Source organism: Candidatus Micrarchaeia archaeon (genome assembly GCA_041650355.1).
In the GTDB taxonomy this organism is placed as follows: Archaea; Micrarchaeota; Micrarchaeia; order Anstonellales; family Bilamarchaeaceae; genus JAHJBR01.
The window spans coordinates 1-22200 of the sequence record JBAZLI010000007.1 but is presented as its reverse complement, the minus strand read 5'-3'; the positions used below and the strand labels follow the sequence as shown (position 1 = coordinate 22200).

Annotated in this window: 21 protein-coding genes; 4 read left to right on the top strand and 17 right to left on the bottom strand. The window is 53.7% G+C overall.

From position 1 onward, the window contains the following. From WC488_01110 to WC488_01095, 4 genes are all read right to left on the bottom strand, one after another. Positions 1–894 (bottom strand): intein-containing elongation factor EF-2 (locus WC488_01110; GenBank protein ID MFA5077005.1); only part of this gene is annotated, 894 nt, incomplete at its 3' end. Beyond that, on the bottom strand, positions 891–1844 hold the full coding sequence (locus WC488_01105; GenBank protein MFA5077004.1) for a GTP-binding protein: 954 nt from the start codon (positions 1842–1844) through the stop codon (positions 891–893). The genes WC488_01110 and WC488_01105, both read right to left, overlap by 4 nt. Positions 1845–1863: 19 nt before the next feature. Continuing rightward, positions 1864–2466: a 30S ribosomal protein S7 gene (locus WC488_01100; GenBank protein MFA5077003.1), complete on the bottom strand. Its 603-nt coding sequence runs from the start codon at positions 2464–2466 to the stop codon at positions 1864–1866. An 11-nt stretch (positions 2467–2477) separates the two neighbouring features. Next, positions 2478–2906, bottom strand: a complete 429-nt coding sequence (locus WC488_01095) for a 30S ribosomal protein S12 (GenBank protein ID MFA5077002.1) — start codon at positions 2904–2906, stop codon at positions 2478–2480. 391 nt (positions 2907–3297) lie between these two features. On the opposite strand from WC488_01095, the gene WC488_01090 reads away from it, so the two are divergent. Then, positions 3298–4158 (top strand): hypothetical protein, encoded by an 861-nt coding sequence (locus WC488_01090; protein ID MFA5077001.1) that lies wholly within the window; start codon positions 3298–3300, stop codon positions 4156–4158. An 11-nt stretch (positions 4159–4169) separates the two neighbouring features. Here the strand turns inward: WC488_01090 and WC488_01085 are convergent, their stop codons facing one another. Then, a complete protein-coding gene (locus tag WC488_01085; protein ID MFA5077000.1) occupies positions 4170–4670 on the bottom strand; it encodes a hypothetical protein in 501 nt (166 codons plus the stop codon). A 58-nt stretch (positions 4671–4728) separates the two neighbouring features. Between WC488_01085 and WC488_01080 the strand changes: the two genes are divergently transcribed. Beyond that, a complete protein-coding gene (locus tag WC488_01080) occupies positions 4729–6654 on the top strand; it encodes a hypothetical protein (GenBank protein MFA5076999.1) in 1926 nt (641 codons plus the stop codon). A gap of 5 nt (positions 6655–6659) precedes the next feature. Here WC488_01080 and WC488_01075 read toward each other — a convergent pair whose 3' ends face one another. Further along, entirely contained in the window at positions 6660–7325 is a 666-nt protein-coding gene (locus tag WC488_01075) for a tetratricopeptide repeat protein (GenBank protein ID MFA5076998.1), read from the bottom strand. An 81-nt stretch (positions 7326–7406) separates the two neighbouring features. On the opposite strand from WC488_01075, the gene WC488_01070 reads away from it, so the two are divergent. Then, a complete protein-coding gene (locus WC488_01070; GenBank protein ID MFA5076997.1) occupies positions 7407–8180 on the top strand; it encodes an undecaprenyl-diphosphate phosphatase in 774 nt (257 codons plus the stop codon). A gap of 16 nt (positions 8181–8196) precedes the next feature. Here WC488_01070 and WC488_01065 read toward each other — a convergent pair whose 3' ends face one another. From WC488_01065 to WC488_01030, 8 genes are all read right to left on the bottom strand, one after another. Further along, complete coding sequence (locus WC488_01065) at positions 8197–8649, bottom strand: NusA-like transcription termination signal-binding factor (protein ID MFA5076996.1); 453 nt, start codon at positions 8647–8649, stop codon at positions 8197–8199. 4 nt (positions 8650–8653) lie between these two features. Further along, positions 8654–9154 carry a 50S ribosomal protein L30e gene (locus WC488_01060; protein ID MFA5076995.1) on the bottom strand — a complete coding sequence of 167 codons (501 nt, stop codon included), beginning with the start codon at positions 9152–9154 and terminating at the stop codon, positions 8654–8656. Between the two features lie 47 nt (positions 9155–9201). Then, positions 9202–10248 carry a DNA-directed RNA polymerase subunit A'' gene (locus tag WC488_01055; GenBank protein ID MFA5076994.1) on the bottom strand — a complete coding sequence of 349 codons (1047 nt, stop codon included), beginning with the start codon at positions 10246–10248 and terminating at the stop codon, positions 9202–9204. A gap of 14 nt (positions 10249–10262) precedes the next feature. After that, positions 10263–12884, bottom strand: coding sequence for a DNA-directed RNA polymerase subunit A' (locus WC488_01050; protein MFA5076993.1), 2622 nt, complete (start codon positions 12882–12884; stop codon positions 10263–10265). Between the two features lie 10 nt (positions 12885–12894). Then, the gene (rpoB, locus tag WC488_01045) at positions 12895–14718 is read right to left on the bottom strand and encodes a DNA-directed RNA polymerase subunit B (protein ID MFA5076992.1); all 1824 of its coding nucleotides are present in this window, start codon (positions 14716–14718) and stop codon (positions 12895–12897) included. Positions 14719–14723: 5 nt separating this feature from the next. Next, entirely contained in the window at positions 14724–16181 is a 1458-nt protein-coding gene (locus WC488_01040; GenBank protein MFA5076991.1) for a DNA-directed RNA polymerase subunit B'', read from the bottom strand. A gap of 54 nt (positions 16182–16235) precedes the next feature. After that, a complete protein-coding gene (locus WC488_01035; GenBank protein ID MFA5076990.1) occupies positions 16236–16490 on the bottom strand; it encodes a DNA-directed RNA polymerase subunit H in 255 nt (84 codons plus the stop codon). Positions 16491–16588: 98 nt separating this feature from the next. Continuing rightward, complete coding sequence (locus WC488_01030; protein MFA5076989.1) at positions 16589–18145, bottom strand: hypothetical protein; 1557 nt, start codon at positions 18143–18145, stop codon at positions 16589–16591. Between the two features lie 100 nt (positions 18146–18245). On the opposite strand from WC488_01030, the gene guaA reads away from it, so the two are divergent. Continuing rightward, on the top strand, positions 18246–18824 hold the full coding sequence (gene guaA / locus WC488_01025; protein MFA5076988.1) for a glutamine-hydrolyzing GMP synthase: 579 nt from the start codon (positions 18246–18248) through the stop codon (positions 18822–18824). On the opposite strand, the gene WC488_01020 is transcribed toward guaA, so the two are convergent. From WC488_01020 to WC488_01010, 3 genes are all read right to left on the bottom strand, one after another. Beyond that, on the bottom strand, positions 18821–19783 hold the full coding sequence (locus tag WC488_01020; GenBank protein ID MFA5076987.1) for a M24 family metallopeptidase: 963 nt from the start codon (positions 19781–19783) through the stop codon (positions 18821–18823). The two genes, guaA and WC488_01020, sit on opposite strands and share 4 nt — an antisense overlap. A 17-nt stretch (positions 19784–19800) precedes the next feature. Next, positions 19801–20427: a diphthine--ammonia ligase gene (locus tag WC488_01015; GenBank protein MFA5076986.1), complete on the bottom strand. Its 627-nt coding sequence runs from the start codon at positions 20425–20427 to the stop codon at positions 19801–19803. Between the two features lie 4 nt (positions 20428–20431). Further along, on the bottom strand, positions 20432–22200 hold a 1769-nt coding region (locus WC488_01010; GenBank protein ID MFA5076985.1), incomplete at its 5' end, for an NHL repeat-containing protein.

The following is a 22200-nucleotide window of genomic DNA, read 5'->3' as shown; positions in this document are numbered from 1 at the left end:
GAGCATGGCCGCGTATATCGGCCTCTTTATCGCCGGAATCATCTGGGCCGGCCCGCGGTGTACGTTGTCCTCGTGCAGCGACGCATCAGTCACAGTTATCTTCACACCGGTCACTTTCTCCTTCGCCAGCGGACCCTTGTCCATGGCCTCCTCGAACCCCTGTATTATCAGCTCCTCCACCTCGTTGAGGTACTGCACGCCCTTGGTCGCGTCCACGAGTATGTTCCTGTTGTAGATGTCCCACACTCCTTTAGCTTCAGGCCTTGGCATTCCAGCTTCAACAAGCGTTTCCACTATCTCCTTGCCCTTGGGCCTTCCGTCAGGTATGGAGCCGTTCTCGAAAGCCTCCATTATTTCCGGCGAAAGCGCCTCCACTATGACCTTTATCTTGTTGTGCTTGTTCGGGGATTTTCCCTCAACCTCAGGAGACGCGCCTGAAAGCGTTTCCCTGTACACGACCAGCGGAGGCGAGGTCTTGATGTCCAGTTTCTTCTCGTTCCTTATCTTGTATTCTATTATTTCCAGGTGCAGCTCGCCCATGCCGCTGATGAGATGCTCGCCGGTTTCCTGGTTGAGCTCCACTTTGAGCGTCGGGTCCTCCTTTTTTATCCCCCTGAGAATCTCTATCAGCCTCGCGAGGTCCTTGCTCTCCTTGGCCTCTATTGATTTCGTGATGACCGGCTCGGCGTAGTGTTTTATCTGCTCGAACGGGTGTATTATCTCCGTGGATACCGTTTCGCCCACGTACAGGTCCTTCACCCCCACGACGGCGCCGATGTTGCCGGCGCTCAAGTGTTCGGCCTGCACTCTGTCCGGGCCCATGTATATCGCGACCTGCTGGACCTTCGCGAACTGCTTCTTTGATGAAACATAAAGCTGGTCGCTCTTCCTCACCTGCCCTGAAAACAGCCCACAACTCCGACTTCGCCGGCGTGCTCGTCGTAAACCACTCCGAAGCACACGCCCACCACCTTGCCCTGGGCGTTGCACGCGAGCATGTCCTTTCCGCTCTCGGTTGCGACGTCGCCTTTCCATAGTATGGGAATCCTGTAGTTCTGCGCGAACTTCGGGTTCGGAAGGTGCGTAATCACCATTTCCAGGAGCACCTCGTCGAGAGGCGATTTCTCTATGAGGTACGCCTTCTCCCCTGCAACTACTTTGTCGTATATGTCCTTGAAGCTCAAGCTGGACTTCTTCATGGACTTCGCGCTCACTGCCCACTTGTTGTAGGCGCTCCCGAACGCGATGTTGCCCTTCGCGACGTCTATGTGCCATTCGTCGGCAAGCTCCTTGGGCACGGACATGTCCATTATCTTGTTGAGGCCCATTATGATTTTGAGGAACCTCTGCTGCATGGCGTTCGAATCGAGCTTGAGCTCGTTTATCAGCCTGTCGACCTTGTTTATGAACACTGTGGGCTTTGCGCGCTCCTTGAGCGCCTGTCTGAGCACCGCTTCCGTCTGGGGCATTATTCCCTCAACCGAATCGATGACCAGCACCACGCCGTCAGCGGCGCGCAGCGCCCTGGTGACGTGGCCTCCGAAATCCACGTGCCCCGGCGTATCTATGAGGTTAATTAGATAATCATTGCCCTGGAACTGGAAGCCCAAGGAGATGTTCGCGGATTTTATCGTGATACCCCTGGCCTGCTCCTGCTCGTCGAAATCCATCATCCTCTGCTCGCCCGCGAGCTCCTTGGATATAAGGCCTGCGCGTGCGACCAGCGAATCTGTGAGCGTGGTTTTTCCATGGTCCACGTGCGCGATAATCGCTATGTTCCTCACGCAGTCCAGATGGTCCATGAGTTTCTGCACTTCCCCTACCACGAATTCTTTCCTTACCATCAGAATCACCGGAAAAAGATTACCTGGAACTTCTGGCCATCCTTTCCATTTCGTCCCTTTTCCTCATGGCGTAGCTGGCCTGCACTTCACCTTTCGCAGTGGCAATTATCTCGTTCGCCAGTGCGGTGTCCAGGGATTTCCCCTTGTTGAAGCTTCCCATTATCGCCGCGAGGGTGATGTTCCTGAGCGACAAATCGAGCCTCCTTGTAGCGGAAATGTCCGTCGCGACCTGGTAGCTTATCCCTCCGAACGCGACTCTCGTCACGTCCTCGCGCGGAGCCGAGTTCTGGAGCGCCTTCATGAGCACCTGCACAGGGTTCTCGTTCGTTTGCTTCGCGACCTTGTCCAGCGCGCTCTCCACGATTTTGAGGGCCTTGAGCTTCTTGCCCTGCATCCCGCCGTGCGTCCTTATCACTTTCCCGCTGGTCTTTTCGCCGGTTCCGCCGCGCATGAGCTTGTTCGTCATGCGCTCCACTATGTTCACCTTCTCCTTCGCGAACTGCTTTTTAGCGTGCCTTCCGAAGCTGTGCGGAATGTTCGCCGGCTTCAGGGACGCGACCTGCCTTAGGGAAAGGTCGCTGATTTCAATGCCCTCGGTTTCGTATTTTCCGAATAGTTTCATGAGTACCACCGTTACCTCTTGGGCTTCTCCTTCTTCTTTTTCCTGAGCATCTGCAGGTCCACTCCGTTGACTGCTATGACCTTGTAGCGCACACCGGGAACCGAGCCCATCTGCCCCCTCTGGGAGCCGCCCATGCCTGCTATCATAACTTCGTCGTGCTCGTCTATGTACGTGATTGATTTCTCGCGGGTCGCGTGCGCGCTTACAACTTTCCCGTTCTTCACGAGCTGCACCTTCACGCATTTGATAAGGCCCGAGTGCGGCTGCTTCTGCTCCAGCACCACCTTTTCAAGCACGATTGCTTTCGCCATCGGGGCGCCTTCGAGCGGGTCGTACTTGTCCTTGAGCTTGAGCGCCCTCCTCTTCCATCTCTTCGAGAGCCATCTGTAAAGCTTCCTTTTCCTCTTAAGGTTCCTTCCTGCGTATTCGCCATTTCCCATTATTTCACCATCAACGTGTTTTTTTCCTTCCAACCGGCTCCCTCGCCACGAGGGGCAAATGGATGAGATTAGGACTTCTAGATTGCACTTAAAGTAGAAGTATAAGATTTATGTCGGAGAGGTTTATAAATATTAACTTTCCGAGGCCGGTCGGGTCCGGAACCAGGACGCGGTTTTCAACAAGGTTTTTAACCTGTTTCCAACAGATGACACGATATTACAGACAGGGCGACAGCGCGGCTGCCTTTTAATCACGATTTCGGGGAATGGGAATTTGACACACGAGAATATGAAACACTTAACGCGCGTTACGGGTTCGGGAATCATAGTCGTGGGTCCGCACGATTTTCATCGATTCGTACAGCGCAGGACAGCCCTGCTCCGCGGTGTAATGAGCCGGCAGGAATTTGAAGCGTGGAAGGACTGCATGCCTGGAGATTCCGGAGAAGCTTTGCGGAAGAACCTGGATACGTTCAGGCATATCCTCGCATTGGTGTATACGAGCACGCAGACTAAGACAAACAATGTTAATCAGGTGAGAGCGAATCCAGGTCTCCTAACATTGAGAAAGAAGGTGAATCTGGACGTTCCGGCGCCGAGGCAAGTATTCACGGATGCGCTGCACTCGACCACTGCTCAGAGCGTATTGTTTGATGCATTAACGGCCGCGATCAAATCGACGAGAAACAAGACGTTCAGGAATGAAGATTTCGCGGCGAATCTCCGGATTATTTCAAACGACTGCGCGGCTTCGCTGGCGCTTGTTGCAAAGATGGAGGAGCACTTCGAGAGATATGGGATGGACGACCTGGATCCCAAATTCAGAGGCAAAACCCTGTTTGGAGAGCAGGTACTGGCCCTTATGGAAGCAATGACGCGACTGGATTTTTCAGGACGCGAATGGGTGGAGGTGTCCCGGCTGCTCAGCAGGGATGAGGAAAAAACCGCAGCTTCCGCCTCCGTTCTTTCCCACACTATAGGGGGCGTAGGCGCGCAATACGCTCCAGCCCTGCACAAGATACTTGAGGAGTTCAGGATGAATCCCATAAGGGGTGAAGGACTTTTCTGCGACTTGCTCTGCGAGATAGTAGTACAAAGCGGCTGGGCAGAAGAATCAGTAACAACCGCCCTTGCCATTGCCAATGAGGTCACTAAGCGCAGAAAACATGCCGAGAACCTGGATGTTGTCGGCACTGCCGCGGATTTGTTTGCGCTGATTATGGCTGAGGAATACAAAATAGAAGAAAAATGAGTTAGGGCTGGTCACTTCCCGGCTAGGAGCGGTTTCCTGGGAGGCACTCCCAAGCTGGCAGCTTTATCGCGCAATTTGCGAATGATGGAATCTTTGTATTTTTGGAAAATATCCTGCTCTCCCTGCGATGCTGGCGGAAGGCCAATCTGTCTCCTGTACTTGGCCTTGAATAGGACTACGTCCAATCTCAGCTCCTTGGTTTCTTTCGCATCTTTTCTGCTCAGCTTCATTCCCTCCAAGGTTTTCAGCGCCTTTTCCACATCTGCAAGACTATCGCGGGCCATCCCTGCCTCTCCAAATTTCATTGCAGAAGTCATGCTAGAATAAGCACTCTTGGCACTAAACAGCAGACCCTGCACGTGGTCGCGCGTAAGTTGTTCGTTGAGCAACGCTCCGAGTGTCATATCACCACCTCCAGGTGCAATCGACTGCAATGCCATGCTTTCATTATGCCCGAAACTCTTTATAAAACTGGCAGTTCTGGGGTGTTTATCGCTTAGAAAATCAGGCATAATATTTATAGACAGGACGAAGATATACTTGGTTATATCCGCTGGGAATGGTGAGAAGATGGCCGAAGTCGAGAAAAGAGGGAAACTTCCTACTAACGCCGAGCTCGCCGAATACGCGATAAAGTGCCTTTTCGGGAACGAGAAGCAATTCGACAGGTTTTTCGCCCGCTCTGAAATCGGAGCCAAATGGCTCGGAAACACGGATATTGAAACGTTCAAGCAGGACGCGAAGGAACTAATCAAAGCCATAAACAAAATGAACGGGGCGGACCGCGAAAACGCGAAAGAGGCCCTGCGGAACTTCTTCGAGATATGCAGCATAGGCAGCTACGGGATGAAGAGGTTCAGGGAAGGCGTGGAAAAGCTCCCTGAAGAAGTGACTGCCGCTGCGCTCGGAAAGCAGTTCGGCTACCCGAAAAGCTTCAGGGAAGCGGTTACGCCGAAAATTCCTGCCCAGCTGCCCACTCCAGTAAAGACATCCGCATCAAGACAGATTGACCCAACGAGCGATGAGAAAAACTCTGTTCTCGAAGATTTTGACTTAACGTACGGCATTTTGGGAAACCTGCAGAAGAGCTATTTCGAAAAGGGCATCGGGGCGAACCTGCTGGTGAATTTCTTCCATTACACCAAGGAGGACGTGTCCCAGAAAAAGGCTGACTTCATAAAGAGTTACGCAAATGCGAACGAGTCCGAAAAGGAGAGGCTGCTTACAGGCGCCGAAACCTATCTTTACGAGATAAAGCTCGGGTCTGAAAGCCTGATATGGACTGACATCCTGCGCTCGCAGGATTCCAGGAAAATGGCCTCTGAGATTATTGCGGGCGGGAACCCGCTGAAGAGCCTCAGGCTGCTGACCGAGGCTGCGATGCTGTCCTGCAGTTCCGAGATAAAGCAATTGGACAACTTCAGCTTCGCGCTCGCGGACATGGACAACAACGTCAAGGGCAAGGTGAGCGCGAAGGAACTCTCGGCTGCAGGAATGGCTGCAACTCTCGAAAGCTACAGGGGAAAAAAGAGCGCGGAGATGACATATCTGGAGAAGGGCGTGCTTCCTCTGCTGGATGAGCTGGAACATGCGGAAGCTACGCAGAACCGAGTGGAGACTGTAATCATGAGGTTGAAGAGCGTCGCGGAGAAGGACAAAATCGCTGGAAATACACTCAGAAGGGATTTGCAGCCGGTCCTCACGAGAATGGCGGAAAGCAAGAATCCCTGGTATACGCAGGCATACCATTTTGTAGAGGCGTCCATGCTTCCGGACCTGGCCATCGCGGCAGGGGTGGTTGCCGTGAACGTATTCCCCGGAGCCCAGGTAGCGGCCCCCTGGATTGACGTTATGGCAGCAGGATATTATGCCGGAAAAGGGAGCGCCCAGATGGCGAAGGGGGCTTTTCTCGGAAATCCCGAGCAGGTGGTGTTCGGAGCCATCATGGCAATCCCGGCATTCACAAGGATAGTGCGGGGCATGCCGCGCATGGAGCTGCCTGAATTCGCTGGGCCTACCACCGTACTGAAAAGAACTGAAGTGGTCTATCCTAAAGGGAATTACATGTTTGGGGGGGAAAGACTGATACGCGAAGGGCGGGAAGTTTTCAATATCGGCCCGACCGGCCAGAAGCAGGTTGCATTCACACTGAGCAAGGACGGAAGCAAAGCCTATCCGCTGAGCGGCGGAATCGCGGAGTTTGACGTCCTGAATCGAGGCGATGTTTACTCCATCGTGCCCAGACAGAAACCTCTGGGAATCGTGCCGCGCGTTGCGCCTGCCCATGTAGAGAGGGGGCTGGCTCCGATTCGTGTCGGAAGGGAGCAGGTCAGGCCCCCCGCGGCATACGAGTCGGAAGTGGATCGGACGGCGCAAAAGTACATCAACGAGAAATTATTCCGAGAATCGCAGGCGCAATATGGTCCGCAAACCATTTTGCACCCGAACATAATACCTGATGAGCAGGCGCTCAGTCGAGTGAAGAAGAAACCCTAGCCGGATTACGGTTTCCGGAAATTGACGCGGACTGTTTTGTTACTCACGGAAACAGAGGGCACCCTTCCTTCCGGCTTGTTGCCGCTTCTGGTCACTTTTATGCTTACGCTGAACTCCTGCTCTCCGGCGCGCCTGAGCATCCGCGCGACTTCCTCCTTTGTTTCACCGGATTTGTCTATTTCCAAAATAGCGTCACATGTTGTTCGGGTCTTTTTTATGTCCCCTAGTTCAGAGTGGCACAGCGCGGCCTGCTTGAGCAGGTTGGCCTTCTCTCCTTCGCTGCCCCCGGCTTTGGAGAGAAGGAAATTCACGTCTTCCAGGGCGCCCACGTAATCAGCCATCTGCATCCTCGCGAACGCCCTGAGGCTGTGCGTCCAGGAATCGTCTTTCTCGAGCTCTAATGCTAAATTGCAGGCATCTGCAGCATCCTTGAAGTGCCCGAGTCCGTAAAGGATGCGCGCCCTGTACTGGTGGGTTTCCAGCGACGGCCCCATGTATGATACTGCTACATCAAAGCATGTCAGGGCATTCTGCAGGAGTAGGATGCCTTCAGGTTCGGACTTTTTATCTGCGCTCATTTCTTCGTACTCGGAAAATAGGGTCTTTCCATTCTTGAGCATAATGAGAGCCTGACGGTTAAGTTCGGAGTCGCTCATGGGTTCATTTGCCATGATGGATGTATGCAAGCCGGCAATTTAAACCTGACGTTCGGACAGGCGATGTATTTTAAATAAATAGATGGGAATCGCTTTATGGTCTCCTTGATAGAAGCGCTTTTCCTCGGAATCCTGCAGGGGATAACCGAATGGCTTCCCATCTCCAGTTCGGCGCATCTTGCGCTCGCGCAGTATTTTTTCAGCATCAAGGCGGATTTGTATTTTGATTTAATCCTACATTTAGGGACAATAGTTGCGGTGCTCGCCTATTACCGAAAAGAGATTATTGGGCTTATTGCAGGGGTGCTGAAAATGGAGAAGGAGCAGCTGCGCCTCGCATTCTATTTGTTCATCGCCGCGGTTCCCACCGCCATAATAGGATTTGCGTTCAAGGATTTCTTCGGGAGCATGTTCTCTAATCCGGGCGCAGTCGCAGTCGCACTTCTAGTAACCGGGGCTTTCCTCATTGTTGCAAGCAAAGCCAAAGAAAGGGCTGAAAACGACGCGAAGAAATCTTTCGTGATTGGAATCGCGCAGGGAATCGCGGTCGCTCCGGGAATTTCCAGGAGCGGTGCCACTATGGGCACAGGGCTGCTGCTCGGATTGAAAAAAGAGGAAGCCGCGGAATTCTCTTTTCTTGCAGGGATAGTGCCGATATTGGGCGCTTCCTTGCTGGAGGGGAGGCACGCGTTCAGCACTGCCCCCGAACTGGCGCCCCTGGTTCTGGGCTTTGCGGCTTCCGCGATAGTCGGATATTTGTCCATAGGGCTGCTGCTGAAGGTCCTTAAGGAAAGCAAATTGCAGTATTTCGGGCATTACTGCATCGCGCTCGCGGTGCTGGTCTGGGCTGCGCTTGCGCTGGGCGCATAATGAGCTGAAAAAAGAGCTAATTCATCCCGGGGGGAATGTCTATCGCGTTCCTCCTTGTTTTAACCGAAATGGTGGAATTGAACTTCCTCTTGAGGAGCTTCTTCGCGATTTTTATCCTCATCCCTTCCTTCCCTATCGCGAGTCCCCTGTCCTTTTCATCCACCATCATGAAAACCGCTTTCTCGCCCATCGCCTCCCTTATCTCTATGTTCATGATGGTTATGTTGTTGAAAAGGTTGCGCACGAATTCCTCGAGCTGGTCGCTGTCCGCGAACACGAAAACGTTCTGCTTGAACGCCCTCCTGAGCTTCTCTATTGTGGAGCCCTGCTTCCCTATGGCCCTTCCCAAATCGTGCTTCTGCACCAGGAAAACCAGCCCGTATTCGGTTTTCTCGAAATCAACTGCCTCCACTCCTGCTATCCTCGAAAAATAGGAAAGAAACTGGAGTTCGTCGCCGGTCAATTCCAAGTCATCACTTCTTTTTTCCAGCGAGCTCGAATATGCCCGAGGTCCCTTCCTCATAAACAGAAAGCACGCTCACAGAATGCGGCTTTCCGCATATCGAGCCCAGCTCCATGCTGGTGCCCTGGAAGACCAGCACCGGAACTTCGGAAAGCTTCGAATAGTAGCTCACGTTCTCCCTGAGCGGAATAGGAGCGTTCTCGGAAATCACTATGAGCTTGGCCTTGCCCAGGAGCGAGTCCTTGAGCCCGGTCTTCGCCCCGAATTCCACCTTCCCGGTTTCCACCGCGAGCCTCACGGCCCTTGCGAGCGGGTTCTCGTTCTCCTTCTTGGACTTGCGCTTCTTAACGGCTTTCTTCTCCTTTTTCTTTTTCGGGACCCCTTCAGTTTCGGATTCTTGGAGTTCTGGTTCCCCAGCTGGCTCGGGAGTTTCGGATTCTGCTCCGGTTTCATCATCCTCCACCGCGTCCAGGTCTTCAGTTTCGCCGTCTTTCTTAGACTTCTTAGCCATAATCATACACCCTTGTTTTAGAGTTTGCAGCATTTTTTATTTGTTCGTCATTTTTCCTTGCCCTTGTGCTTCTTCTTGGGCATGTCCACCATGAGCCGTATCTTGCCGGTTCCCATCGGAACGGTCTGGCCCACGATGATGTTCTCGGTGACGCCCATGAGGTTGTCCTCGGTGGAGCGCACGCTCGCGTTCACGAGGTGCTTTATGGTTTCCTCGAACGCAGCGCGCCCGAGCACGCCGGCCTTCTGCCCTGAGAGCCCGTGCCTGCCCACGCTTTTCACCATCCCTTCGGCGCAGAGCGCGTCAGAAACGAGCATGATGTGCCTCACGTCCACGTAAAGCTTTTGCATGTCCAGGACCTGCTTTATCTCCCTGAGTATCGCGTTCCTCGCGGCCTCTATCCCGTACACGCTCTCTATGTACTTTATGTTGTTGGTGTAAATCTTCTTCGGGTTCACGCCGGGATGCGAAACCACGCCTTCTATGTTGTAGCCGCTCGAGCGTATGAAAGTCTCCCCGCCTTCCTTCACCACGACCGCACGCTTCACCCCGGGAACGCCTTTTATGAGCGCGGAGCGCAGCGAATTCGCGAGCCTCCTGAGCGCGTGGAGCGTTATCTCAAGCCCCTTCTTTCCTCTCGGAGCTATCGTAATCGTTTTTTCCGCGTCGTTCACGTTTGTATCGAACGCGCTGATTTTCTCCACTCCGTCCTTGAGCATCTTGAACGTGACCCTAAGCTCCTTCGCGTCCTTCTCCTTGAACCGTATGATTATCTTCTTCTTCTCCAAATCGTCGCTCACTTCCGCGACGTCCCGTATGGCAACGCTCTCCAAATCGTACGCGACCTCGCGGGCCTTCTCCTCTGTCTTGTAGTCGCTCTTGAGGTGGATGTCCATGATGGGCTTCTTGGGAACCTTCTTCGCGTCCACAATTTCTATGAGGCGCGGAAGGCCCGTGGGCACGTGCTCCGCGACTCCTGCGTAGTGGAACGTCCTCATGGTCATCTGCGTGCCCGGCTCGCCTATGCTCTGCGCGGCTATCACGCCCACCGGCTCGAACGCCGCAACCTGCGAACTGACTTTTTTGAATGCCATCATACCACCATGAATCATGCCGTGTCCACGTCGTCCTGCTTCGCGGCGTCGCTAACTTCCGCCTTGCTCGCGAGCATCGCGTCCTTCCCGTCCCCTCCGTACAGGAACTGCACTATCACGCCGCTGGCGTCGCGCACGGTCTTGTCCGGGTATACCACCAAATCCTGGAAGGCGTTAATGAGCCTTCTCTGCATGTAGCCGCTCCTCGCGGTCCTGATGGCCGTGTTGACCAGGGACTCGCGGCCGCCCATGGAGTGCAGGTAAAACTCATCGGGCGAGAGGCCCTTCCTGAACGAACTGAAAACGAACCCGCGCTCCCTCGCTGAAAGTATGCCCGGGAAGTTGAATATGAGGTTCCTCTTGCGGTAGCCCCTGTTCGGCCTCTTGCCGCGGATGGCCTGCTGCGCGACTGAAGCGCTCATCTGGATGGCGTTGAGCAGGCTTCCTCTCGCGCCTATCTTGGCCATGATGATGGATGGATTTTCAGAGCCCAATCCTTCCTCAACGAGCTTCCCGATGTCCTCCCTTGCCTTGGAGGTCACGCCCATTATCGTGTTCTCCAGCGTGTCCTTCAGGCTCATGCCCGGGGCGCGAGCGAGTGTCTTGTTCTTGTACTGCAGGATGAGGTTCTCGACCTCGCGGTTCATCTTCTCCTCCAGGTCCTTGACTTTGTCCGCGGTCTTGGGCGGGAGCGAGTAGCTCTTGAGCGACACGCTCAGGCCGTGCGCGGTTATAACTTCGAGGGCCACTTTGGTCACGTCGTCGAGGAACTTCCTTATGTGGGCCGAGCCGTACTGGATGAAAATCTGCTCGAGAAGGTCGTTCTCTATCGCCTTGCTCTCTATAGTTCCCTTCATGAGCTTCCCGTTCTTTATCACGATTTCCTCCCCGAGCTTGGACTGGATTTTTATGTTGAGCTCCGGGGGCAGGAGCTGCGAGAATATCAACCTGCCGGAGTAAAGCTCGCCTTTGTCAGGCTTCGGGAGCTCGGTAATCCCCACTATGTAGAGGATTTTCGACGCTTCCTTTCGGGTGAAAAAGGAGCTCGGGTGGGTGAGGAAATAGAGCCCGGAAACGTAGTCTTCCTGCGGCTTTATTATCGCGTGGCCGTGCCTCGGCGAAAGTATCTGGTCCTCCACCTTCATGAGGATTCTCGCCTCTGCCTGGGCCTCCATGCTCTGCGGCACGTGGAGGTTCATTTCGTCCCCGTCGAAGTCCGCGTTGTACGGCGGAGTGTCCGTGGGGTTGAGCCTGAATGTCTTTCCAGGGAGCACCCTGACCTCGTGCGCCATCATGCTTATGCGATGGAGGCTGGGCTGCCTGTTGAACAGCGCGATGTCGCCGTCTATGAGCTGCCTTTCAACTATCGAACCCACCTTCAGATTTTCTGCTATTTCCTTCTTGGTGAGTTCCGTGACCTTGACTCTCTTCTGGTCCTGCCGTATCACGTAAACAGCGTGCGGGTAGGAATCCGAGAGTATGAGCTTCTTGCAGTGCTCCACGTTCCACTCGGTCACCGAAACCGGTATGGTGAGTTCCTCGGCAGTTTCCTTGGGAATCCCGACTTCGCCTATGGAAAGCATGGGGTCCGGCGAAATCACGGTTCGCGCCGAGAAATTCACCCTCTTGCCGCTCAAATTGTACCTGAAACGCCCCTCCTTGCCCTTGAGCCTCTGCGCGAGCGTCTTGAGCGGGCGCCCGCTCCTGTGCCTCGCAGGCGGTATGTTCGCAGTTTCATTGTCGAAGAAAGTAGTGACGTGGTACTGGAGCAGCTCCCACAGGTCCTCTATTATGAGCTGGGGCGCGCCTGCGTTTATGTTCGCCTCGAGCTTCTGGTTTATCCTGATTATGTCCACGAGCTTGTGCGTCAAATCATCTTCGCTCCTTTCCCCGGTTTCCAGGGTGATGCTCGGCCGCACGTTGACCGGCGGCACTGGAAGCGCTGAAAGCACCATCCATTCCGGCCTTGAGTAGACCGGGTCGAAGCCGAGCTTGCGCGTGTCCTCGTCGGTTATGTTCGAAAGTATATCCCTTATCTCGGTCGGAAGGAGCTCCTCCCTGTCCCGGTAGAAAGTGGTGGGCTTCAGGTACTTGAATTCCGGAAGCTCGGCGCCGCAGTGCTGGCACTTCTTCCTCTGCCCCCTCTTCTCCTTCTTTTCCTTGGGCTTTTCCTTCGGGATTGCAACGGGCGCAATTGCCGCTTCGGGCGCGCCCTTAATTTCGCCCAATATCGCTTCCTTCACCGAAGGAATAACAGGAACCTCTTCGTCCGGCTCCTTTTCCACGAGCGCGTGCAGGGGCTTGTCAGCGTTGAGCTTCTTGCACGACGGGCATATTGCCTTGAGCATCGCGTAGATGTGCTTCCCGAACTCCACGTGAACTACGGGCCTCACGAGCTCTATGTGCCCCATGTGCCCCGGGCATTCCTTCGCCCTTCCGCCGCAGGTCTTGCACCTCAATCCGGGGTCCACCACACCCAGCCTTATGTCCACCAGGCCCCCGTCAATCGGGTAGCCGTCGTCGTCATAGGTGTCGGGCACGGTGATTTTGGCTGCGCTCATCTTGCGCACCATCTCCGGCGAGAACATCGAGAATTTTATCTTCTCTATTATCTTCTTGACTTCCTGAGGGGCCATGTGAACACCTTTATGCCTTGTCCTTGAGCACGAGCCGCGGGAATATGTAGAGAGACTTTATCTCGTCCAGCAGCAGCTTGAACGCGTAGCTGATTTCGATAGGCTCCACGCTCTCGCTCCCGCACACCGGGCATATGTCCTTGTGCTTTATGAAATCGTGATTGGCTATGCCGCCGCACTCGGTGCACACCAGCTGCACTGTCTTGTCGCTCTCGTCCAGGAGCCTCTCCTTTATGAGCATGCTGGCGCCGTAGCCGATGAGGCAGTCCCTTTCCATTTCCCCGAACCTCAAGCCTCCCTCCCTTGCCCTTCCTTCAGTGGGCTGGTGGGTGAGCAATTGGATGGGGCCTCGGCTCCTCATGTGCATCTTGTTCGAAACCAGGTGGTGGAGCCTCTGGTAATAAACCACGCCTATGAATATCCTGGATTTTATTTCCTCTCCGGTGATGCCGTCGTACAGAATCTCGTCCCCGGACTCGTCGAAGCCCCGCTCCTTCAGAATCTTCACGTAATCCTCTTCGGTGTTCCCGCTGAACGAGGTCCCGTCCATCAGCGCTCCGCTCAGCGCCGAGGCCTTCCCGCCCAGGGTTTCGAGCAAGTGGCCCGCAGTCATCCTCGACGGTATGGCGTGCGGGTTCACTATGAGGTCCGGTATTATCCCGTCCTTCGTGAACGGCATGTCCTCCTGCGGGACCAGGAGCCCCACCACCCCCTTCTGCCCGTGCCTCGAGGCGAACTTGTCCCCGAGCTCCGGGACTTTCACCGAGCGCACGCGCACCTTCACGAGCCTGTTGCCGCTCGGGCCTTCTGTAACCAGGACGCTGTCCACTTTCCCGTGCTCCCTTGCTTTCAAAGCGAGCGAGCTTTCCCTCTTCTTCTCTTCCACTGCGCCGAACACCGAGAGCTCCTCGAGGAACCTCGGAGGGGATGTTTTCCCCACAAGCACGTCCCTGTCGTCCACTTCGGTTTCCGGAGTCACTACTCCGTCTTCCCCAAGTTTCGCGTAAGCCTCTTCGCCCCTGTATCCGGCAACGCTCGGGTCAGGAACCTCAATCTTGTCCTTCTGACCTCCCGGATACTGCCTCTCCTCTGTTTCGTAAGTTTTGAGCATCACTACGCGCCCGAGCCCGCGGTCTATTGAAGAGCGGTTCACCACTAGCGAGTCCGCCATGTTGTAGCCCTTGTAGGAAGTAAGCGCGACCACGAAGTTCTGCCCTGCAGGGGTGTTCTTCATCCCGAGCACCCTGTACGCGGAAGTCTGCACGAGCGGCTGCTGCGGTATGTACATCGCGTACGCCTTGGTGTCGTACCTGTTCAGGTAGTTGGAGGCGTAGAGCCCGAGGCTCTGCTTCGCCATCGCGCAGGCCATGGTGATTCTCGGCGATGAGTTGTGCTCCACGTAAGGGAGCATGCTCGTGGTTATGCCGAAAATGGTCGCGGGGTCCAGCTCGAGGTGGGTGTGCTTCTCCGTTATTTCACTCTCGTTGAGCGCCACATAGGTGTTCTCCTCCTCCTCTGCGTCCAGATATTCGACAACGCCCATTTTTATCAGGTGCTGCCAGGTGAGCAGGCCTTTTTTCGCCTTCTCCAGTATCTCCTGGGTGAGGCGGGATTTTCCTGCCTCCACCACGATGTAGGGCTTGCGCACCCTTCCGCTGTCAGTGTTTATGAAAACTTCCCTGGTGCGCCTGTTGAAATAAACATTGGTTTGGTAGTTGAGCTCGTTGGTCCTCCTCTTCTCCCTGAGGCGCTTCACGAGGTCCTCGGGCTTGTCGTATTCGCCTGCGAATTTTCCATTAACGTAAACCTTTGCGGGTTTCCTGATTTTTGCCATCGCAATCACCTTTCCTTGACTCCGAAGCTCTTGAGCACCGCGCCTATCTCCGCCTCGTCGGTGCCTGTGGAAACCTCAGCCATTATGGAGAGGTTCTTCACCAGCGAGCAGCTCGGGCCTTCCGGAGTCTCGTTCGGGCATATCTTGCCCCAGTGGGTGCCGTGCAGGTCCCTTGCCTTGAAGTGCGGGTGCTTCTTGCTGAGCGGCGAGACCAGGCGCCTCAGGTGGGAAAGCGTAGCCGTGTAGCTGGTGCGGTCCAAGAGCTGGCTCACCCCGGTCTGCCCTGCAATCCAGTTGCCTGTAGCCATCGCGTACCGTATCCTGTCTGCCATCGCGTCCTGCCTCACCAAGGTGTGCACCTGCAGCCTCCTTCCACGCGCATTGGCCCTGCTGGCCTGGTAAACTATGTCCTTCACTAAAAACTGCAATGCGTAATTGAAGAGCTCCTGCATCAGGTCCCCGGCGAGCTTCACGCGCTTGTTCGCGTAGTGGTCCTTGTCATCCTGCGGGATTTTCCTGTACGCGACTTTCACAGCCCGGTCCACCATGTACATGATGTACTCGGCTTTCCTCTTCCTATCCTCCTTAGCGTTCCCTATGTGCGGGAACAGATACTGGTCTATGAGCGTTTCGAGCCTCGTGATCCTGTATTCCTGGGGCTGGCCCGGGGACAACCTTTTGCTGAGCATCTCCACGGCCTCCTCGCGGTTCTTGCTCTCCTCCAGCTCCATGTTCAGGAGCACGTCGTTCTTCGCGAGCTGATTCTCCGAGAAATGCTCGAGTATGTCCGAGTTCCTTTCCACGCCCAGCACGCGGAGCACCTGCACGAGGGGCAGGTTCGGCGGGGTGCTCGGGAACTCCACGGTGAGCACTCCGTCCCCGTTCCTTTTCACCACGCATCTTGCCCTGAAGCCCTGCTTGGTCGAGAATATTTTAGCCACTATGTTCCCGGACTCGTGCGTCACCATCAGCCTGTTCGGGACCAAATCCTCTATGGAAACGAGCGCGCGCTCCGAACCGTTTATTATGAAGTACCCTCCTGGGTCGTTCGGGTCCTCGCCGTTGAGTATGAGTTCGTCCTTGGACATCGAGGAAAGGTAGCACAATTTGGATTTGACCATGATTGGGATTTCCCCTATGAAAACATCGGAGTAAACCGGCCTTTCCACGCCGTTGAATATTGGCACTATCTCGAGGAAAACAGGGGAAGCGTAGGTGAAATTCCTCAGTCTCGCCTCCATGGGGAAAATCTGCTTGTATCCTCCTTTAACTTCGTAGAAACGGGGGGGCTCCACGCGCACCTTTCCGAGCCTGAGCTCGAATCCTTCCACATTGGTTTTGATTTGCGCGGTCCTGTTCACCACTTCCTGGAGCCCTATCTCGAGGAATTTGTTGAACGAGTCCAGCTGCTGCTTCACCAGAGTATTGTCCCTTAGATAAACGTCCAACAGCCCTTTTACCATGCAATCATCCCCTTGAGAGAGTATTTACACTAGAACATCAACTTTCTGAAAAAATCAAACCACCAGCCTGTAATAATTGTACTTGGCTGTTGGGTCCTCCCGCTCTATCCTGACCACGTCTCCGGGTTTCGCGTTCAGCTTCTTCGCGGCCGGGTCGTTGCCCTTCATCTTCGGAAGGCTGCTTTCGCCTATGCCGTATTTCTTGAGGAGGTTCTTCTTCTCTGTCTCAGAAATTAGCTCCATCTTCGGAACAAGGAAATGCCCGAAAATGTCCAATTCAACATCTGATTTTTGCTTTTTCTTGGCCAAGACACCACCACGCAACAATTAGGCTAGAACAGGTAGGAGGTTTATGTTTATAAAGATTTATAAAAGGGTGTGTTTTGTGAAAAAATGGATTTTCGTTATTAATCCAATGACGCTACGAAGCCTTCCTGCACCCCATCGTTCGCGTAAATCTGGAGCTTCTTTTTATTTATGCCGTACTTCAATCCGTGCAAAAAGGGCAAAAACTCTTGGCTGGGCCCTATAAAAGGATATGCAAGAACCAGTATGCCCGTCTCGCAGAGAGCTCCTCCGAGATGGGTATAGATTGAGCGGATACCCGCACCACTCAGAACTATCGCTGATGCATTCGAATATGCATGAAAAGGAATGCGGGCCCGCACGAACATGCTTACTCTAGAATTCAATACCAACACGTAGTTTGACAACTTTTCATTGAATTCCATTAACCTAGAGCTAGTAGAATCATCGAGGGACATGTATAAGATATGATCTGTTTCGATTATGCCTCTCCCAAGAACATGCAGGCCAAAATCAAGATTTTTATGGGACGGGTTTTCAGTACTGACGATTTGAAGCAGCTTTCTTCCAGTGGATGGCGGAGTTTCGACTTCTCTGATCTTATGGTCAGCGCATTGCACAACGACCCAATTCGGCAAAGCTTTCTGGCCTCCAGCATAATCCAAAACCAACTCAAGATACCTTGCACCTGGAGCAAGTTCTGTAAATCCATTTAAGGCACTAGACAGCGATGAGGCGATTTGGCCAAGTTCTGCTTCGGAGCCAGGCCAAACAAGGCCCGGGTAGCGAGACCTCAACCCAGAAAAGAAGTACGTTTCGTTAGGTTTTGGTTTGAAGCCAGATGAGGATGGGCCCTGCCCGCAAACCTCTGAAATCACCTTCAATGTTCCGTCAATAAGGGCTTTTGTATGCGATGTGCATGTCAACCAAAATGAAGGATCTGGATTTGCATGATTTTGCTCGGTCAATATCATCGTCCTCGCATCGTAATTGCTGTTCGCACCGCCAATTCCGGTTCCTACCATCACCAAAGCTTGGTTTGGCTCTATGAACCTAGTTATAGCATTCGCTGAATAAAAAGGCAGAAAGAAATCACCAAACCGCGAGCCCACGGCCGGCATCACGAAAACTCCCGGTGTTTGCTCGAGCGGAACTCCAATTCTTTTCTTGAACGCGATTGCGCTCAGGGAGAAGTCAGAGATGAGAATCTCTTTCGCTATCTCCGCGAACCTTTTCACCGCATCCTCCGAAGTTCCGGCAATCATGAAATCCGTGTGCCACAATCCTACTCCTGCGGCAGTGCATTCGTCCGAGCGCACTGCGATGTAAAGACCTGCGAAAGGCGCCATCGCTTCTTTGAAAGCGTCAAGCTCATGGGGCAAAAAATGAGTAATTCTCATCGCTTCTTCCGCATGTCCGGGATTTTCGTGCGAAACTCCGGCCCGCTTTAGAAAATCCAGGAGCAACTGTGGTGTCAGAATCGTGAGCGGAAGAGTCGCGAGAGGACTCAGTTCTTTTGAACTTGGGATACTGTCTATGAGCGGCAGCATCTCGATGTATTTTCTGCTCTTCGAGCCAACCGCGCCAGGTCCGATGACGATGTGCGGCATCTCCACTTGCACAGGCTGGCCTGCAGGGGTGCGAAAAAGCGTCTTCATGCAAATTATTATGCTCGGATGGGTTTTTAATTGTGTTTTTTCGTGACAAATACTGCAGAGAGAACGATGGTTATTAAAGATTTTGAAGCGAAATTGATTTATGATTCTCATAATAGACAACGGCTCCCAGTACACACACCTGATAAAGAGGAACTGCAGGGACATGGACCAGGAAAGCGTGATAATGAACAACAGGAACGGTAAATTAGAGGACGCTGAATCCGCGAAGCCGGACAAAATAATTCTGAGCGGAGGGCCGAGCTCGGTTTACGCTCCTGAGGAAAGGGACTGCCTGAGCATGAAAATCGTGAATGCGGTCTGGGAACGGAAAATTGACGTGCCTTTGCTCGGGGTATGCTGGGGCCACCAGATGATTGGCCACGTGCTCGGGGGAAAGGTCGCGAAAGGCGCGAGCGCAGAGTACGGATTCGCCAAAATCAGCGTGGACGACGAGGATTTGATTCTGCGCGGCATGCCCAGGGAGTTCAACGCGTGGGTGAGCCATTTCGACGAGGTGAAGGAAGCTCCCGCAGGATTCAGGGTCCTCGCGCACTCGGACACGTGCAAAGTCGAGGCGATGAGGCACGAAACCAGGAACATCTATTCGGTCCAGTTTCACCCGGAAGTGTGGCACACGCAGAATGGAGAGAGGATATTGGAGAATTTCCTGAAAATCTAGAGCACTCTTGCTTTCTTTCCATCAAAATAGATGATTTCCTCGAACCGAACTCCGAAATTCTTGAAATAGGCGCCAGGCTCTATCGCCATAACTGCGCCTTTGAGTCCGTCCGTATATTTTCTATTCAGCCGCGGGAATTCGTGCACGTCCAGCCCGACTCCGTGCCCTATCGAGTGTATGGATTTCGGAAGATGGTGCTTCTCGAACATTTTCTCGGCGAAAACAGCAACATCGTCCCCGTTTTCAAATTCAGGGAAATTATCCAGTATTTCATGGAATATGCCCTCCACTTTTTCATAAGCCAGGGCTATCTTTGGCTCCCTTTTTACAAAAAGCACCCTGGTCAAATCCGCACAATAGTGTTTGTAGCGCACGCCGTAATCCACTAGTGCAAAATTCCTTATTTTAGAGGCTGAGGGATGGTAGTGCGGGAACGCGCTGTTGACTCCTGAGCCGACTATGGGCTCGAACGCAGGCTCCAGTCCCATTTCATAAGTCCTGGAATAGAGCCAGTTGCGCACGTCCATCTCTGTCTTGAATTTTTCCAGGGTTGAGTCCAGCTCTGAAAATAATTTCCTGGTCAAATTCGCGGCTTTTTTCATGTCCGCAAGCTCGGATTTTTTCTTCACTGCACGCACCGCGAGCAGGGCTTCCGAAGCATCCTCTATCTTTGCGCCCCAGTTCAGCCTTTCGTATATGCGCACGGATAATGTGGAATAGTCTAGGGCGAGCTTCTTCCCCAGCACCAGTTTCAAAACGTCCTCCGAGGGTTTTTTGTACATGATTACTTTCCCCTTGAATGCGAGCTTCGCGGCGCGCTCGTTGAGCTTGGGCACCACGAGCGTCTCTTTTCCCCCGAGCTTCACGTAAAACGAATGGTCTATGTCCAGGCCGGTGTGGTAGAAGAAATTCGCGTTGAACTCCGAACCGCGGTAAAGCACCAGGTTTTCCATCTTCATTCCATCACTCGCTTCAATCATTCCAGATGCGCTCTCCTTATTATCGCCACTCCTCGCACTCCGTCCCATTTCTTCTCCCATTCATCTATTATTATCCTTTTGGAGAAGAAGGGCGCATGCGCAACGAACGTTTCCCCTTCCCCGCCTTCCAGGAACGGGTGTATTTTCCTCTCTTTTTTCGCAATCTCTGAAAACGGCTTCCCGAGCAGTTCCGGGCCGAGCCCTTCCGCGGAAACCGAAACAGTGTAAATCTCGAAATAGGAGAGCATTTCCCCCATGAGCGCCTCCTCCTTGTGCCATAAGGGAGAATAAGTCGGTATTCCTAAGTTCTCGCCGATTTGCTCTATGCGCTGCCTCTGGTAATCGCTCGCTATTGCTCCTGAGAATATCGCCTCGGCTTTTGAATTTCTTATCGCGTTTTCCAGGGAAAGCAGTTCATCTTTTCCCGCATCCACGAATTCGTGCTCAAGGCCCATCGCGCGCGCCTGCAATTCGGTCCATTGCACGTTGGGATGGTGGAACATCATGCTGTGCTCATCTCCGCGCACGGTGAGCAAAAGAGGCTCGAAGCCCTGGGACATCGCGGTGAAAGCAGAAAATACGCTGTCTTTTCCCCCAGAGAAAAGGCAGGCCGCTCTCCTCATCCAATTACCTTTTCTTGAAGCCCTTGTATTCGTTTTTAGTTTTTCCGTACCGGATTATGCGGTCCTTGAAATAAATCAGAACCGCGGCCGCGAGAACTGCGAGCCCGGCAAGCGCAAATCCGAAGATGTAAATCCAATTCGCCGAGGAGCGCACTTTCTCCGCTTCGGAAAGCCCCTGGTCGGCTATCGAGGATGCCTTGTCAGGGTCGTAATACGCGAAGGAATTCGCGCTGTTCATCAGGTCCTTAGCTTTTGAGTAATCCACGAAAAGCCCGCCCTGCGCAATTTCGCGCCCGAGCAGGCTGATTTTCTTGAGCGCCGAATCTATCCTGAATATCTTAAGCTGGATCTTCTGCTCGAGCGCTTCGAGCATGAGCGCCGCGGAATCGTACGCGCCCGGGCTGTTTTTCGCGAGCGCAATCTCGCTCTCGAGCGCGGACGTGTCCTCGGTTATTTTGTAAACGGACATGCTTTCCTTGAGCGAATCCAGCCTTGCCTGGAGAAGCGAGGCGTTGGCAATTGAACTTTGGTTGGTCTGGTTGGAAGTCTGGTTGCTGGTGACGTTGGTGGTATTTTGGGTGTTGTTCGCTGGTTTCGAGGTGGTTGCCCATGCGTTGTAAGCCCCGGAATAGTTCTCCTGCCCCAGGAGGGATATTATTTTGGATTTTGCCGATGAACCCTGGGCAAGACTGTAAATGGTTGAATTCAACTGGTCCGCGAGGTTGCTATTCAAGCTGTATATGTTCACGCTCCCGTTCAGCTTCATGGCCTTGTAGAACGCCTCGCCGTACGCCCCGTTGTCGAAAGCGAATTTCGCGTTCCTCCATTCCGAAGCCGGAGTCTGGTTATGGCCCAATCCGAGCGCGCCCGCGACTTCCGAGTTCTCGGAGTATTTGGAGTAGGGGGACATGGAGGAGAGCAACCCGTTCACGTAGGTGCGCGGGTTCGGCTCGTACAAATCCGCGTAGAACACCATCCCGATGCCGTGCTTGGAAACGTACATTTTCCCGTCCTGGATGAGCACGTCCGTGGGGCTGTCGTTGAGCGCGTAAACTAGTACAGGGTAGCCATCCTGCGTGTACGCTACCACCTGGCCACCCGCAGGGTCTGCGACGTAAACATAATTGGAATCGACGAATATCCCCTTTGGCTGGGCCAGGACCACATCGCCCTTTCCGCTTCCGTAAGTGTCCAGGTAGGTGAAATTGGATGTGAAGCGCTCGACTCTGCCGTTGCCCGAGTCAGCCACGTAGAGCGTCCCGTTGAAGAACTGCATGTCCATAGGAGTCTTGAATTCGTTGGTGAGCGTCCCGCGCCTGCCGAATTCACGCACGAAGTCCCCGCTCTTGGTGACCACGAGCAGGCGGTCGCTCTTCTTGTCCGAGGCGTACACGAGGTCGTTGTAAACGCTCACTCCAGAGGGAGTGATGTCACTGTACAGGTTCTTACACGACCAGCATCGCATGAGGCCTGCGTTCTCGTCGGCCACGTAGGTCTTGCCGTCCGAGTCCACGAAAACTGCGAGCGGCGAATCCATTGAAGAGGACACCCTGGAGAGGGATCCGTCGCTCTCGTACCTTATTATGCCCGGCACCCCGGAATCAGCTATGTGGATTATTCCATCATAGTAGAACATCATGTTCGGCTCCGAATTATCGTACTGCTTCGAGATGTTGATGTGCTTCACGTTGGTGAGCTGGAAGTCGAACTGGTAGAGCGCAAACATAGAGCTGAAGAGAAGGAAAAGCGCGAAAATGATTTTTCTCAATTTTC

Bases quoted from the DNA above. Each gene is read 5' to 3' on its own strand.
- WC488_01040 (MFA5076991.1), bottom strand. From the start codon at position 16,181: ATGGTAAAAGGGCTGTTGGACGTTTATCTAAGGGACAATACTCTGGTG.
- WC488_01100 (MFA5077003.1), bottom strand. From the start codon at position 2,466: ATGAAACTATTCGGAAAATACGAAACCGAGGGCATTGAAATCAGCGAC.
- guaA (MFA5076988.1), top strand. From the start codon at position 18,246: ATGATTCTCATAATAGACAACGGCTCCCAGTACACACACCTGATAAAG.
- WC488_01030 (MFA5076989.1), bottom strand. From the start codon at position 18,145: ATGAAGACGCTTTTTCGCACCCCTGCAGGCCAGCCTGTGCAAGTGGAG.
- WC488_01060 (MFA5076995.1), bottom strand. From the start codon at position 9,154: ATGGCTAAGAAGTCTAAGAAAGACGGCGAAACTGAAGACCTGGACGCG.
- WC488_01080 (MFA5076999.1), top strand. From the start codon at position 4,729: ATGGCCGAAGTCGAGAAAAGAGGGAAACTTCCTACTAACGCCGAGCTC.
- WC488_01050 (MFA5076993.1), bottom strand. From the start codon at position 12,884: ATGGCCCCTCAGGAAGTCAAGAAGATAATAGAGAAGATAAAATTCTCG.
- WC488_01095 (MFA5077002.1), bottom strand. From the start codon at position 2,906: ATGGGAAATGGCGAATACGCAGGAAGGAACCTTAAGAGGAAAAGGAAG.
- WC488_01090 (MFA5077001.1), top strand. From the start codon at position 3,298: ATGAGCCGGCAGGAATTTGAAGCGTGGAAGGACTGCATGCCTGGAGAT.
- WC488_01070 (MFA5076997.1), top strand. From the start codon at position 7,407: ATGGTCTCCTTGATAGAAGCGCTTTTCCTCGGAATCCTGCAGGGGATA.
- WC488_01085 (MFA5077000.1), bottom strand. From the start codon at position 4,670: ATGCCTGATTTTCTAAGCGATAAACACCCCAGAACTGCCAGTTTTATA.
- WC488_01075 (MFA5076998.1), bottom strand. From the start codon at position 7,325: ATGGCAAATGAACCCATGAGCGACTCCGAACTTAACCGTCAGGCTCTC.
- WC488_01055 (MFA5076994.1), bottom strand. From the start codon at position 10,248: ATGGCATTCAAAAAAGTCAGTTCGCAGGTTGCGGCGTTCGAGCCGGTG.
- WC488_01105 (MFA5077004.1), bottom strand. From the start codon at position 1,844: ATGGTAAGGAAAGAATTCGTGGTAGGGGAAGTGCAGAAACTCATGGAC.
- WC488_01020 (MFA5076987.1), bottom strand. From the start codon at position 19,783: ATGAAGATGGAAAACCTGGTGCTTTACCGCGGTTCGGAGTTCAACGCG.
- rpoB (MFA5076992.1), bottom strand. From the start codon at position 14,718: ATGGCAAAAATCAGGAAACCCGCAAAGGTTTACGTTAATGGAAAATTC.
- WC488_01015 (MFA5076986.1), bottom strand. From the start codon at position 20,427: ATGAGGAGAGCGGCCTGCCTTTTCTCTGGGGGAAAAGACAGCGTATTT.